The sequence below is a fragment of the Pannonibacter sp. XCT-53 genome, assembly GCF_009915765.1.
In the GTDB taxonomy this organism is placed as follows: Bacteria; Pseudomonadota; Alphaproteobacteria; order Rhizobiales; family Stappiaceae; genus Pannonibacter; species Pannonibacter tanglangensis.
In genome coordinates this window covers 292,379-306,136 of record NZ_JAABLQ010000003.1, presented here as the reverse complement: position 1 = coordinate 306,136, position 13,758 = coordinate 292,379, and the positions used below count along the sequence as shown (strand labels likewise).

Genomic DNA, 13,758 nt, shown 5'->3' with positions numbered 1-13,758 from the left:
AGCTCCAAGTCATGGAAGACGGCACAGCCTGACCGGCGCGCCCGTCTTCCTCATCGCATCTCATCTAGTGCCTGCTTGTGGCAAGGTTGCGGCACCGGTCAAGGGGTCCGTCCGCTCAATAGTCCTCGTCGACCCCGTTCTTGACCAGGATCTCGCGCTTGCCGGCGTGGTTGGCCGGACTGATCAGGCCTTCCTTCTCCATCCGCTCGATCAGCGAGGCCGCCCGGTTGTAGCCGATGCCGAGACGCCGCTGGACGTAGGAGGTGGAGACCTTCTTGTCGCGCAGCACCACGGCAACGGCCTTGTCGTAAAGATCATTGCCCTCGTCCCCCCCCGACACGGCGTCATAGGGGTTCTCGGACATGTCCTCTTCCTCGGTGACCGCCTCAAGATACTGCGGCGATCCCTGCAGCTTGAGATGGGCGACGATCTGCTCGACCTCCTCGTCGGCGACGAAAGGCCCGTGCACGCGCTGGATGCGCCCGCCGCCGGCCATGTAGAGCATGTCACCCATGCCGAGGAGCTGCTCGGCCCCCTGCTCGCCCAGAATGGTGCGGCTGTCGATCTTCGACGTCACCTGGAACGAGATGCGGGTCGGGAAGTTCGCCTTGATCGTGCCGGTGATCACGTCCACCGAGGGACGCTGGGTGGCCATGATGATGTGGATGCCGGCGGCGCGCGCCATCTGGGCGAGGCGCTGGATCGCACCTTCGATGTCCTTGCCCGCGACCATCATCAGGTCGGCCATCTCGTCGACGATCACGACGATGTAGGGCATCGGCTCGAGCGGCAGGTCCTCTTCCTCATAGATCGGCTGGCCCGTGTCGCGGTCAAACCCGGTCTGGACGGTGCGGGAGAAGCTTTCGCCCTTCTCCAGCGCCTGCTTCACGCGGGTATTGTAGCCGTCGATGTTGCGGACGCCCATCTTGGACATCTTCTTGTAGCGCTCTTCCATCTCGCGGACGGTCCACTTGAGCGCCACGACGGCCTTCTTCGGATCGGTGACGACCGGCGTCAGCAGATGCGGAATGCCGTCATAGATGGAGAGTTCCAGCATCTTCGGGTCGATCATGATCATCTTGCACTGGTCCGGCGTCAGCCGGTACAGCAGCGACAGGATCATGGTGTTGATCGACACCGACTTGCCCGAGCCGGTGGTGCCGGCCACGAGCAGATGCGGCATGCGGGCAAGGTCGGCAATCACGCTCTCGCCGTTGATGGTCTTGCCCAGCGCCATCGCCAGCTTGTGCTTGCTCTTCTCGAAATCCTGCGCGGCCAGCAGCTCGCGCAGATAGACGGTCTCGCGCTTCTGGTTGGGCAGCTCGATGCCGATGGCGTTCTTGCCCGGAATGACGGCCACGCGCGCCGAGATGGCGCTCATGGACCGGGCAATGTCGTCGGCCAGGCCGATGACGCGGGAGGACTTGATGCCGGGGGCCGGCTCCAGCTCGTAGAGGGTCACGACCGGGCCCGGGCGCACCTCGATGATCTCGCCACGCACGCCGAAGTCTTCCAGCACGCCTTCAAGGATGCGGGCATTCTGTTCCAGCGCGTCCGGCGACAGGCCCGGCGTCTTGCCGGCCGGCCGGGGCTCGGCGAGAAGGCGCAGCGGCGGCAGTTCATAGACGTCCGGAGCGCCGAGCAGGGAGGACTGGGCTTCCTGCTGCAGACGCTTGCCGGGCTGGGGACGGGCCGCCTGGGGCACCACACGGGCGCCCCCCTGCGGCACGACGGGCTGGGCAGGCTGACCGCCCCCCGCCCGCGCGGCCGGTCCGCGGCTCGGCGCAGCAGCCGGGCCGGCAATGCCGACCGGGCGCGGCAGCGGCGCACGGTCGAGCGGCGCGCGCTCGGCCGCCATGCCGTCGCCGGCCAGGCGACCGTCACGGCCACGGGCCAGACGGGCATCCGCCTCGTCCTCGTCATCGAGATCGAACGGCGGCTCGTCGTAGCCATAGCTGTCGTCGTCGAGGTCGCGCTCGTAGGCCGCGGCATCATGGTCGGGATCGAGACCGGTGTCGTCGTCGTCCTCGTAGACCTCGTCATGGCGGCCGCCGCCGATGCGCGGACCGGTGGCCGGATGGCGCGCCAGAGAGCGGGACGCCTCCCGCTCGGGGTCCCTGCCCGTCTCGCGGGCCACGTCACGCCCGCCCTGACGGGCAGGCTCGCGGCGCCCGCCGCCCTGGGCGGGATAGAGCTCGTCGAGACCGTCATCGTCCTCGCCGGGCATGAGCCGGGAGACCAGACCGCGCCCGAGCGCACCAAAGCCCCGACGGCGGGGCGCCGGTTCGAGGTCGGGATCCTCCATCTCGACGTCGTAATCGTCCTCGTCGGGCTCGCGCGGCGCGCGGCTGCGCTGGCCCACGCCCGTGACCCGCTGCAGCGACGATGTCGCCTGCAGGCGCCAGTGGGCAAAGGCCCCGAGCAGGGCCGAGAAGCGCGACGTGTCGTCGGCGTCATCCTCGTCCTCGTCGTCGAACATCTGCTGCTGGACAGGCTGGCCCCGACGGCCTTTCGCCTGTTTCGGCAGCGGCAGGTCGTCGTCCTCGGCGCGGGCACGGCCGAACCAGCCACCGGCGGCAATGAGCAGCAGGACCGCAGGCAGGCCCAGTCCGATCGCGCCGATGATCATGGCGGTGCCGGGGGCCATCGCCTCGGTGAGACGCCCCGGCAGATAGTGAACGGCATCGCCCAGGAAACCGCCAAGGCCTGTCGGCAGCGGCCAGCTTTCGGGCACAGGCAGCGCGGCAACCGCACCGGAGGCAAGCAAGGTGCCGGAGAACCAGAACAGGATGCGGCGGCCGGCTATGCGCAGCGGCTTGCCCGCGATGAGCCGCCAGCCCCACAGCACCACCGGCACGAGAAAGACGGAGGTGGCAAGGCCGATCGACTGCATCAGCATGTCGGCAATGATGGCCCCCGGCGTGCCGAGCGCATTGCGCACCGGCCCGTCGGTCGCGTGGTTCAGGCTCGGGTCGGTCACCGACCAGGTGGCCAGCGCGGCGGCGAGCGCCGCGGCCAGGCCGATGACGCAGAGCCCGGCGAGACCCACCAGATTGCGCCGCAGGAACCGCTTCAGGGGGCTTTCGGTATCCAGGATGTGGGCGGCGCCGCGTCCGGAGCCGCGCATTGCGGTGGCGCGTCTCATGCGTTGTCTCCGAGCCACTTGGCAAGCCGCTCCATTGCGTCACGTGTCAGGCCCACCGGGGCGCACAGGCTGATGCGGATATAGGGATCGCCGGGGTTGGTGCCATCCGGACCGGTCATGGCCAGATAGGCCCCCGGGATGACCTTCAGGCCGGCCTCCGTCCACAGCCGCCGGGTGACCTCCAGTCCACCGCCCCAGCGGGTCACGTCAAGCCAGAGGAAGAAGCCGCCCGCCGGCGTCACCGGCCCGAGCACCGGCGACAGGAGCTGCTCGGCGATGGCGTATTTCTCGTTGTAGAGGCGGCGGTTCTCCGCCACATGCGTCTCGTCGGAATAGGCCCGGGCGGCCACTGCCTGGGCCGGCAGCGGCACCTGCGGCGCGGCCAGGCCGCGGAACTTCACCCAGCGGGACAGGAACTCCGGATCACCGGCAGCAAAGCCGCAGCGCAGGCCGGCGAGATTGGACCGCTTGGACAAGGAGTTGAGACTGATGACGCGGGCATAGCCGGCGCCCAGCGCATGGGCCGCCTCCAGCACGCCGGGCGGCGGCGTCTCGCGGTAGATCTCGGAATAGCACTCGTCGGCGAAGATGAAGAAGTCATGCTTGCGGGCAAGGCCGATGAGCTGCTGCCAGTAGGCAAGGCTCGCCACCGCGCCCTGCGGATTGGCCGGAGAGGCAATGTAAAAGGCGATGGTGCGGTCCAGAAGCTCCGGCGACAGCGCGCCGAGATCGGGCAGGAAGCCGGTGGAGGCATCGCTGTCGAGCAGGATGGCCTCGGCGCCGGCAACATGGGCCGCCGCCGCATAGGTCTGGTAGAAGGGATTGGGCAGGATGACCGCCGGTCGGGCGACCGGCTTGGCAAGCTGGTCGCGCGCGCCGATGGCGCCGAAGGTCAGACCCTCGCGCGAGCCGTTGAGCGGCAGCACGCCGCGATCCTTGTCGATGCTGCCGGCAAGGCCGTAGCGCCGGTCGAGCCAGCTGGCGATGGCGGCCCGGAACATCGGGCTGCCCTCGATCGGCGGATACCGGCGGAAGTCGGCGAGGTTTTCCATCAGGACCTCGCCCGTGAACGGGGGCAGCGCGTGCTGCGGCTCGCCGATCGTCAGGATGATCGGATCGGCCCCCGGGCGCGCGTCTCCCAGCAGCGCGGCAAGGCGCTGGAACGGGTTCGCATCGGGCAGGGCCTGACTGCGGGCAGGAGCCCCGGTGGCATCAATGGACGTCATCGTTCGATCCGGACTGAAAACAGCTTCGTGCCCGACCCTAGCCCGGCGGTGGTAAAGCGCTCATTAACCAAGCGCCACCGGCTGCCCGGTCCGCCCTAGAAATCCACCGTCAGGCCCTTGATTTCCCAGTCATCATAGCGCGTCGGCTCAAGGCCGCCGCGGCCGGCCACCTCGGCCTCCATGGCCGTCTGGCGGGCGTCGATCTCGGCGCGGCGGGCTTCGGCCTCCAGCAGCGCCCGCTGGGCGGCCGGCGGCAGGTCCTCGAATCGGCGGCGCGGCGGCTCGGGCTCGGCAGCGGCCGGATCCTGCACCTCGCGCAGCGTGCGCTCGGGGAAGGGCAGCACCACGGCGCTCACGGGCGCGCGGATGCCGGACGTATCACCGGACGGATCGCGGTCCGGCGCGGCGCCATGCGCGTGGTCGTGATCGTGGCCGTGATCGTGATCGTGGTCGTGGTGGTCGTGATCTTTGTCGTGATCTGGGGTGTGGTCGTGCGACATGGGGGTTCCTGAAACGCGTCTCGTGGCCGGACCAAGACCGTCGACCCGCTTCCGCTGCGGCAGAAACGGCGGCGGGCTGAGGGTCCGGGTCTTGCGACAGCCTGCTCCTCGCCCCATCATATAGAGGCGCGGGCCCGCGTGAAAACAGGCGAGCCGCCGCAACTGGAGCCTTGCCGCATGAACTACTTCCGGACCGCCCTGCTCCTGGCCGCCCTGACGGCGCTTTTCATGGGCGTCGGTTTCCTCATCGGCGGACAGAGCGGCATGATGATCGCCCTCGTCATCGCCGCGGCGATGAATGTCTTCAGCTACTGGAACTCCGACAAGATGGTGCTGTCGATGCACCATGCGCAGGAGGTCGACGAGCGCAGCGCCCCCGAGCTCTACGGCATGGTGCGGCAGCTGGCGGCGAATGCGCAGATGCCGATGCCGAAGGTCTACATCATCAACAACCCGCAGCCGAATGCCTTCGCCACCGGCCGCAACCCGCAGAACGCGGCCGTCGCCGCCACCACCGGCCTGCTCGACACGCTGACGCGCGAGGAGGTCGCCGGCGTGATGGCGCATGAACTGGCGCACATCAAGAACCACGACACGCTGATCATGACGCTGACGGCGACCATCGCCGGCGCGATCTCCATGCTCGGCAACTTCGCCTTCTTCTTCGGCGGCAACCGCGAGAACAACAACGGCTTCGGCGTGATCGGCACCATCGTGGCCATGATCGTCGCGCCGCTGGCAGCGATGCTGGTGCAGATGGCGATCTCCCGCACGCGCGAATATGCCGCCGACCGGCTGGGCGCGGAAATCTGCGGCCAGCCGATGTGGCTGGCCTCGGCGCTGGCCAAGATTGCCGGCAGCGTGCAGCACATCCACAATCCGGACGCGGAACGCAGCCCGGCGACCGCCCACATGTTCATCATCAACCCGCTGTCGGGCGAACGGATGGACAACCTCTTCTCCACCCACCCGAACACCGACAACCGCATCAACGCCCTGCGCCAGCTGCAGCAGGAGATGGGCGGTGGACGCGGCCCGTCCGGTCCGGCAGGCGGCGGCTTCCGCCCGCAGGCCCCGGCCAGCCACACGGGCAGCGACAGGGCAGGCCCCTGGGGCGGCAGCAGGGCTTCGGGCGGCCCTGCGGCCACACCCGACCGGGGCGCGGCGGGGCGTCCTGCCTCCGGACCGACCGGTCCCTGGGGCTGAGCGCGACACCGCCGCGTCACCGCGGTGTCCCCGGACCAGAGCCCCGGCGGCGCCCCTGCGTCACCGCCACAACCGCGCCGCAACCGCCACACCAGACGGCTGTGGGCAGCCGCAGAGGCCCCGATCAAAGAGACTTGATTGATCTTCCGTCAAAGGTAAATGACAGTTAACACTTGGACGATGCGCCGCGGACTGGGGACGGTTCGCGGCGTTTCTGCTCCCGGCGGCTGACCGCCCAACACCAAGATCGGAAGCCAAACGTGCCTGCAGATCCCGAGACCCCGAAGCGCCGCAGCGATCCCGACGGCAAGGCCCCGCGCCCGGCCCGGACGCCAGCACCGGCCAAGGGGCTGGCCAAGGGCCAAGCCAAGGGACAGGCCAAGGGCATGGCAAAAGGCACGGCAAAAGGCCTGGGACCCGGCGCGCCGGCCCCGGGTCTGGCGGCCCGGCGCGCGGCCGTCGATGTGCTGGGACATGTGGTGCACAAGCACCGGCCACTGGACCTGGAACTGGATCCCGCCGGCGGCCATCCCGGGTTCCGGGCGCTGGAGGCCAAGGACCGGGCGCTGGTGCGGGCCATCCTCGGCGCCGCACTCCGCCGCCGCAGCCAGATCGAGACCATCCTGCAGAGCCTGCTGGACCGTCCGGTGCCGGAGAAGACCGGCCGGGTGATGGACATCCTGCATGTGGCCGCCGCCCAGATGCTGTTCCTCGACATTCCCGACCGCGCCGCCGTGTCGCTGGCGGTGGATCTCGCCGCCGCGGACAAGCGCGCCCGGCTCTACAAGGGTCTCGTCAACGGCGTGCTGCGCCGGCTCGGCCGCGAAAAGGACGCCCTCCTGGCCCTGCCCGTCGACGGGGCCGCCGGCCTGCCGCTGTGGCTGTCCACCCGCTGGCGCGACACCTATGGCGCGGCGACTTTCGATGCGATCCTCGCCGCGCAGGCGCAGGAACCGGCACTCGATCTCAGCGTCAAGTCCGATCCCGAAGGCTGGGCCGAACGGCTCGGCGGCCGGGTCGTTGCCAACCGGTCGGTCCGCCTGCAGCGCAAGGGCGCAGTGGAGGAGTTCGACGGCTTCAACGACGGTGGCTGGTGGGTGCAGGATGCCGCCGCCGCCCTGCCCGCCCGCCTGCTCGGCGACGTGAGCGGCCAGCGCGTGATCGACCTGTGCGCGGCACCCGGCGGCAAGACCGCCCAGCTCGCCGCCGCCGGGGCGCAGGTGACCGCCCTCGACATTTCCGAGAAGCGCCTGGTGCGCGTGCGCGAGAACCTGGCCCGGCTCGGCCTCGCCGCCGATGTCATCGCGGCCGACATCCGTGCGCACGAGCCGGCCGAGCCCTATGACGCGATCCTCCTGGACGCGCCCTGCAGCGCCACCGGCACCATGCGCCGCCACCCGGACGTGGCCTGGACCAAGCGCCCGGCCGACATCGCCACGCTCGCCGCCCTGCAGGGCGAGCTGCTCGGCCGGGCGGCCGGATGGCTGCGGCCCGGCGGCCTGATCGTCTACTGCACCTGCTCGCTCGAGCCGGAGGAAGGCGAGGCCCAGATCGCGGCCTTCCTCGCCGCCACGCCGGGATACGCCCTGGTGCCGGTGCAGGCAGAGGAGATCGGCGGCCTCGCCGAGTGCATCACCCCGGAGGGCTACCTGCGCAGCCTGCCCTGCCATTTCGGCGGCGGAACAACCCCGGATGGCGGTCTCGACGGCTTTTTTGCAGCCCGTCTGCGCCGGCTTTAACGGCCCTGTAACCGTTCTGCCGCGCAATTGAGCACAACGACGATAACCCTAACAGATCGTTACGTCCCAGAAGACGAGGACAGTTCCATTTCCAGTCGGCAACGGCGCATCAAGGGCAGGAGCCCGGCATGGCCCTGAAGACGGTCGGCGAGCAGGGGCGCATCTGGCGCCTGCTGGCACACCACCTGTGGCAAACGAGCCTGCGATGGCTGCACGGCGGACCCCTGTTCCGGCTGCAGCCCTTCGCGGGAGCGCCGTCACGTCTGCTGATTGCCCCGCAGGACCTGCGCACCGCCGACCAGACCAACGCCATGGACATCTATGGCGGCCGGTTCCTCTTCAACGGACATGCGGTGGAGGCGCGCGGCCAGTCGCCGTTCGAGCTGCAGGGTCAGGATGCCGGCTGGCAACGGGAGCTGCATTCCTTCGGCTGGCTGCGCGACCTGCGCGCCGCCGAGAGCAAGGTGGCGCGGCAGAACGCGCGCGCGCTGGTCGACGACTGGATCAAGCATTGCGGCCGCTGGCACCCGATCGGCTGGGAACAGGCCGTGGTCGCCCGCCGCGTCCTGTCCTGGCTGGCCCAGTCGCCGCTGGTGCTGGAGGAAGGCGACGCCGATTTCTACCGCCGCTTCCTGCGCTCGCTCGGCCGGCAGGTGCGCTTCCTCCGGCGGACGATCAACGAAACCCCGGACGGCGTACCGCGCCTGCAGGCCGCGCTCGCTGTCGCCGCCGCCAGCGTCTCGATGGCCGGTCAGGGCCGCTTCGTGCGCCAGAGCCTGCGCCGGCTGGAGTACGAGCTGCAGCGGCAGATCCTTCCGGATGGCGGCCACATCAGCCGCAACCCGCGCGCCATCCTCGACATCCTGACCGACCTGCTGCCGATCCGTCAGGCCTTCGTGACGCAGGGCCTCGAAACCCCGGCGGCCATGATGCAGGCCGTCGACCGGATGATGCCGATGGTCCGCTTCTTCCGGCACGCGGACGGTGCCTTTGCCCGGTTCAACGGCATGGGATCGACGCCCAATGACCTGGTGGCGACCATCCTTGCCTATGATGACGCCCGCGGCGCGCCCCCCGGCAATGCGCCTCACGCCGGGTACCAGCGGCTGTCCGGCGGCGATACGGTGGTGCTGATGGACGCGGGCCTGCCGCCCCCCGTGCACCTGAGCGAGATGGCCCATGCGGGCTGCCTGTCGTTCGAGCTGTCCTCCGGCCGCAACCGCCTCGTGGTCAACTGCGGCATCACCAGCCGCGCCAGCGAGACCTGGCGCCAGGTGGCCCGCTCGACCGCCGCCCATTCGACGGTCGGCATCGAGGACAGTTCCTCCTGCCGCTTCCTGGCCGAGAAGCCCTTCGGGCGCTGGCTCGGCAGCCCGGTCATCGCCGGTCCGACCAGCGTGCCCGTCGAACGCATCGAGGATGCCATGGGCACCCGCGTGACGGCCTCCCACAACGGCTATGCGGCCCGGTTCCGGGTGGTGCATGAGCGCGACATGCGGCTGGCGTCAGACGGCAGCGTGCTGGACGGGCTCGACATCTTCTCGACCTCGGGCGCGCTGACGGACCAGGACCATTACACCGTGCGCTTCCACCTGCACCCGGCCGTCAAGCCGGGCCTGCTGCGCGGCGGCACCGGCGCCGAGCTTGTCTGCCCGGACGGGGAGACCTGGGAGTTCGACGCCAGTGCCGGCGAGCTGGTGATCGAGGAATCGGTCTATCTGTCGGATGTCTACGGCCACCGCCGCAGCCAGCAACTGGTCATCTACGGCCGCATCAGCCAGGCCAGCCAGATCGCCTGGCAGTTCCGCCGCACAGTCCTGCCCCGTCCGTACCGACGCTCGTGGGAAGGCGACGACACGGCCCTTCCGACGGCCGAAGACTGAAAGCCGGCAAACAGTCCCGCAAGAACACCGGCACAGGGCCGTGCGACCTTCCGTTGCGCCGCCATTCGTGTTAGGGGCACGGCCACTTCCCAACCTCAGTTCAGCGAGGCAAGGCCATGGCCGTGGTGTCCAAGGGGGTCCCCGTTCCCCCGCTCGTTTCCGTCAAGCGCGCCCTTCTCTCCGTCTCAGACAAGACCGGACTGCTGCAATTCGCCAAGGACCTTGCCGATCGCGGCGTGGAGCTGATCTCCACCGGCGGCACCCGCAAGACACTGGCCGATGCCGGCCTGCCGGTGAAGGACATTTCCGAAGTCACCGGCTTCCCGGAAATCATGGATGGCCGCGTCAAGACGCTGCACCCGATGGTGCACGGCGGCCTGCTGGCGATCCGCGACGATGCGGAGCACACGGCGGCCATGCAGGCCCACGGCATCGCCGGCATCGACCTGCTCTGCGTCAACCTCTATCCCTTCGAGGACACGGTTGCCTCCGGCGCCGACTATGCCACCGGCGTCGAGAACATCGACATCGGCGGCCCGGCCATGACCCGCGCAGCCGCCAAGAACCACGCCTATGTGACCGTGGTCGTCGATCCGGCCGACTATGCGGCCGTCATTGCGGCCCTGGACGAGAACAACGGCCAGTCGCCGGTCGCGCTGCGCAAGCGGCTGGCGCAGAAGGCCTTTGCCCGCACCGCCGCCTATGACGCTGCCGTGTCGAACTGGCTCGCGGCCGAGATCGGCAATGAGGCTCCGGATTACCGCGCGATGGGCGGCAAGCTCGCCGAAGTGATGCGCTACGGCGAGAACCCGCACCAGTCGGCCGGCTTCTACACCAACGGCGAACGCCGCTTCGGGGTGGCAACCGCGCGTCAGCTGCAGGGCAAGACCCTGTCCTACAACAACATCAACGACACCGACGCGGCCTTCGAGCTGGTGAGCGAATTTGATCCGGCACGGACCAAGGCCGTCGCCATCATCAAGCACGCCAACCCCTGCGGCGTTGCCGAAGGCGCGTCGATCAGGGCGGCCTACGAGCTGGCCCTGCGCTGTGACCCGGTTTCGGCCTTCGGCGGCATCGTCGCGTTGAACGACATCCTGGACGCCGAGGCAGCCGAAGAGATCGTGAAGATCTTCACCGAGGTGATCATCGCCCCGGCCGCGACCGACGAGGCCGTCGAGATCGTGGCAAAGAAGAAGAACCTGCGGCTGCTGGTGACCGGCGGTCTCGCCGATCCGCGGGCTCCGGGCCTTGCCGTCAAGTCGGTCGCCGGCGGCCTGCTGGTGCAGTCGCGCGACAATGGCGTGGTCGATGACCTTGACCTGAAGGTCGTGACCAGGCGCGCGCCGAGCGCCCAGGAACTGGCCGACCTGAAGTTCGCCTTCCGCGTTGCCAAGCACGTGAAGTCCAACGCCATCGTCTACGCCAGGGACGGGGCGACGGTCGGCATCGGTGCGGGCCAGATGAGCCGCGTGGACAGCGCCCGCATCGCCGCACGCAAGGCGCTCGACGCCACCGAGGCCGCCGGTCTGGCGACGCCGCTGACCAAGGGCTGTGTCGTTGCCTCGGATGCCTTCTTCCCGTTTGCCGACGGCCTGCTGTCGGCAGCCGAGGCCGGCGCCACGGCGGTTATCCAGCCCGGTGGCTCCATGCGCGACGACGAAGTCATTGCTGCCGCAGATGAAGCGGGCCTGGCGATGGTGCTGACGGGGATGCGGCATTTCCGTCACTGACGTGCAGAAAAGATAAAAAATCAACTTTGGATTGATTAGGTGGCTTCCGGCGCGGCATCTTCATGCCGGGCCGGAAGCTTTTTTTAACACACTGCGGGTTTACTTGGGTGCAACGCAAAAAACCTTCGCTCGACCAGCGGGGCGTTTTCGGCCGGATCATCGGAGCGCGCAGGATGTTCAGAAATGCAAAGGTAACAACCAAGCTGGTGACCGTCAGCGTCTCAGCCCTCGCCGCCGTGCTGCTGGCAGGCATCGGCTTCATTGGCTGGACCGCGTCGAACGCGACGCACAAGCTGGCGCTGGAGCAGGCGGAAGCCGTGGCCCGCGAACAGGCCGAATACATCGACCGAACCCTTGAACAGGGTCTCACCGTGGCCCAGGGCCTGGCGAATTCGCTGAATGCGCTGAAGCGCAGCGGACCGGTCGACCGCCTCGCCTGGACCAACGTGGTCGAGGATGTCGCGATCAAGAACAAGGACCTGTCCGGCGCCTGGGGCATGGTGCTGGACAACCAGCTGGACGGCCGCGACGCCGAGTTTGCCAACGCCGAGAAGCACGATGCCGGCGGTGCCTGGCGCCCGTACTTCTACCGCCTGCCGGACGGCAAGATCGGCTTCCGCCCGATCGCCGAGGTCAATCCCAGCGCTCCGGGCGATGCCTGGTTCTTCGATGCCTACACGTCCGGCCGCGACCGCGTGACCGAACCCTACAGCTGGGAAGTCGAGGGCAAGACGATCACCGGCGTGTCCTTCAGCATTCCGCTGCGGGATGGCAACAAGGTCATCGGCGTCGCCGGCACCGACATCATCCTGACCACTCTCTCCGAAACGCTGGCCAAAAACCGCCCGCTGGGCACCGGCACCGTCTCGCTGCTGTCGCAGGCCGGCGTCTGGGTCGCAAACGCCGATCCGGAGGCCCGTGGCAAGCCGATGACCGAAGCCGCCAACGGCCAGTCGCCCGACGTTGTCGCCAGGGTGATGAACGCGGTCAAGGCCGGCCAGCCGCTGACCTACACCGCCTATTCGGCCCAGGCGGGCGAGGATGTCATGAACATCGTCATGCCGGTGAAGATCGGCGAGACGGGGTCCAGCCTGAGCGTGGTCGTGTCCGTTCCGACCTCGACGCTGAACGCCACCTCGTTCGAGATCATCACCACCATCGTCGGCGTCGGGCTCGTGCTGCTGCTGGTCGTGGCCGTCTCGATCCAGCTTGTCGGCAACGCCATCGTGCGGCGTCCGCTGGAGCGCGCCGTCAGCACCATCAACGCACTGATCGAGCGCCGCTACGACGTGCGCATCACCGACACGGACCGCGGCGACGAGATCGGCCAGATCAGCAAGGCGCTGGAGGTGTTCCGCGACAAGGCCCGTCAGGCCGAGCAGCTCGCGGCCGAGCAGGACGAACAGCAGCGCCAGCGCGTTGCGCGGGCCGAGACCGTCCGCGCCGTGTCGCAGGACTTCGACGCCAAGATCTCGCGCCTGACCGACACCGTGTCGACGCTGGTCGGCGACCTCAATGCCGCCTCGGTGACGCTGACACGCGGCGCGGATGACACCAGCTCCAAGAGCACGGCCGTGGCCGCGGCCTCCGAGGAAGCCTCCTCCAACGTGGAAGCCGTCGCCTCGGCCGCCGAGGAGCTGCTGGCCTCGGTCGGCGAGATCGGCCGGCAGATGGGCCAGTCGACGGAAATCGCCCGTCAGGCCGTTGCCCAGGCGCACCAGACCAACGCCAAGATCGAGGCGCTTGCCGGCGCGGCCAGCCGCATCAACGAGGTGGTGAACCTGATCCAGGCCATTGCCGAACAGACCAACCTGCTGGCGCTGAACGCCACCATCGAGGCCGCCCGTGCCGGCGAGGCCGGCCGCGGCTTCGCCGTGGTGGCGGCCGAGGTCAAGGAGCTGGCCAACCAGACCGCCAAGGCGACCGAGGAGATCTCGACCCAGATCCAGTCGGTGCAGGCGGAAACCGACGGCGCCGTCGAGGCGATCAAGAGCATCTCCGCGACGATCGAGCGGATGAACGAGATCTCGGGCGGCATCCAGACCTCGGTGGACCAGCAGGGCATCGCCACGCGCGAGATTGCCCGCAACATCCAGGAAGCCTCCAACGGCACCCAGGAAGTGGCGCGCAACATCGTCGCCGTGTCGGCCGCCGCCAATGACACCGGCGACACCGCCCGCAAGGTCAGCAGCTCCGCCGCCGTGCTGCAGCACGAGGCCGAGCAGCTGCGCTCCGAGGTGCAGGTGTTCCTGTCGAGCATCCGCCAGAGCGCCTGATCTGCATCATACCGGGCAGTGACACGCGAAAAGCCGGCCCAGCGCCGGCT

8 protein-coding genes are annotated in these 13,758 nt (G+C 68.9%); 5 read left to right on the top strand and 3 right to left on the bottom strand.

Annotation, left to right across the window (positions count from 1 at the left end):
* Positions 1 to 115 precede the first annotated feature (115 nt).
* The 3 genes from GWI72_RS18430 to GWI72_RS20245 all read right to left on the bottom strand — a co-directional run bounded on the left by GWI72_RS18430 (position 116) and on the right by GWI72_RS20245 (position 4,691).
* Positions 116 to 3,145: a DNA translocase FtsK gene (locus GWI72_RS18430; RefSeq protein WP_161709581.1), complete on the bottom strand. Its 3,030-nt coding sequence runs from the start codon at positions 3,143 to 3,145 to the stop codon at positions 116 to 118.
* On the bottom strand, positions 3,142 to 4,371 hold the full coding sequence (locus GWI72_RS18425) for an aminotransferase class I/II-fold pyridoxal phosphate-dependent enzyme (protein WP_161677511.1): 1,230 nt from the start codon (positions 4,369 to 4,371) through the stop codon (positions 3,142 to 3,144). Before GWI72_RS18425 ends, GWI72_RS18430 begins: the two co-directional genes overlap by 4 nt.
* Before the next feature lie 95 nt (positions 4,372 to 4,466).
* Positions 4,467 to 4,691, bottom strand: a complete 225-nt coding sequence (locus GWI72_RS20245; protein ID WP_179956246.1) for a DUF1674 domain-containing protein — start codon at positions 4,689 to 4,691, stop codon at positions 4,467 to 4,469.
* 357 nt (positions 4,692 to 5,048) lie between these two features.
* Here GWI72_RS20245 and htpX point away from each other — a divergent pair, with 357 nt between their 5' ends.
* The 5 genes from htpX to GWI72_RS18395 all read left to right on the top strand — a co-directional run bounded on the left by htpX (position 5,049) and on the right by GWI72_RS18395 (position 13,708).
* Positions 5,049 to 6,077 (top strand): zinc metalloprotease HtpX, encoded by a 1,029-nt coding sequence (htpX, locus tag GWI72_RS18415; protein WP_161709580.1) that lies wholly within the window; start codon positions 5,049 to 5,051, stop codon positions 6,075 to 6,077.
* A 386-nt stretch (positions 6,078 to 6,463) separates the two neighbouring features.
* On the top strand, positions 6,464 to 7,816 hold the full coding sequence (gene rsmB / locus GWI72_RS18410) for a 16S rRNA (cytosine(967)-C(5))-methyltransferase RsmB (RefSeq protein ID WP_161709605.1): 1,353 nt from the start codon (positions 6,464 to 6,466) through the stop codon (positions 7,814 to 7,816).
* A 128-nt stretch (positions 7,817 to 7,944) separates the two neighbouring features.
* Entirely contained in the window at positions 7,945 to 9,699 is a 1,755-nt protein-coding gene (locus GWI72_RS18405; protein ID WP_161677513.1) for a heparinase II/III family protein, read from the top strand.
* A gap of 116 nt (positions 9,700 to 9,815) precedes the next feature.
* On the top strand, positions 9,816 to 11,432 hold the full coding sequence (purH, locus tag GWI72_RS18400) for a bifunctional phosphoribosylaminoimidazolecarboxamide formyltransferase/IMP cyclohydrolase (RefSeq protein ID WP_161709579.1): 1,617 nt from the start codon (positions 9,816 to 9,818) through the stop codon (positions 11,430 to 11,432).
* A 173-nt stretch (positions 11,433 to 11,605) separates the two neighbouring features.
* Complete coding sequence (locus tag GWI72_RS18395) at positions 11,606 to 13,708, top strand: methyl-accepting chemotaxis protein (protein ID WP_161709578.1); 2,103 nt, start codon at positions 11,606 to 11,608, stop codon at positions 13,706 to 13,708.
* Positions 13,709 to 13,758 lie beyond the last annotated feature (50 nt).

Bases quoted from the DNA above. Each gene is read 5' to 3' on its own strand.
- GWI72_RS18405 (WP_161677513.1), top strand. From the start codon at position 7,945: ATGGCCCTGAAGACGGTCGGCGAGCAGGGGCGCATCTGGCGCCTGCTG.
- rsmB (WP_161709605.1), top strand. From the start codon at position 6,464: ATGGCAAAAGGCACGGCAAAAGGCCTGGGACCCGGCGCGCCGGCCCCG.
- GWI72_RS18425 (WP_161677511.1), bottom strand. From the start codon at position 4,371: ATGACGTCCATTGATGCCACCGGGGCTCCTGCCCGCAGTCAGGCCCTG.
- purH (WP_161709579.1), top strand. From the start codon at position 9,816: ATGGCCGTGGTGTCCAAGGGGGTCCCCGTTCCCCCGCTCGTTTCCGTC.
- GWI72_RS18395 (WP_161709578.1), top strand. From the start codon at position 11,606: ATGTTCAGAAATGCAAAGGTAACAACCAAGCTGGTGACCGTCAGCGTC.
- htpX (WP_161709580.1), top strand. From the start codon at position 5,049: ATGAACTACTTCCGGACCGCCCTGCTCCTGGCCGCCCTGACGGCGCTT.
- GWI72_RS18430 (WP_161709581.1), bottom strand. From the start codon at position 3,145: ATGAGACGCGCCACCGCAATGCGCGGCTCCGGACGCGGCGCCGCCCAC.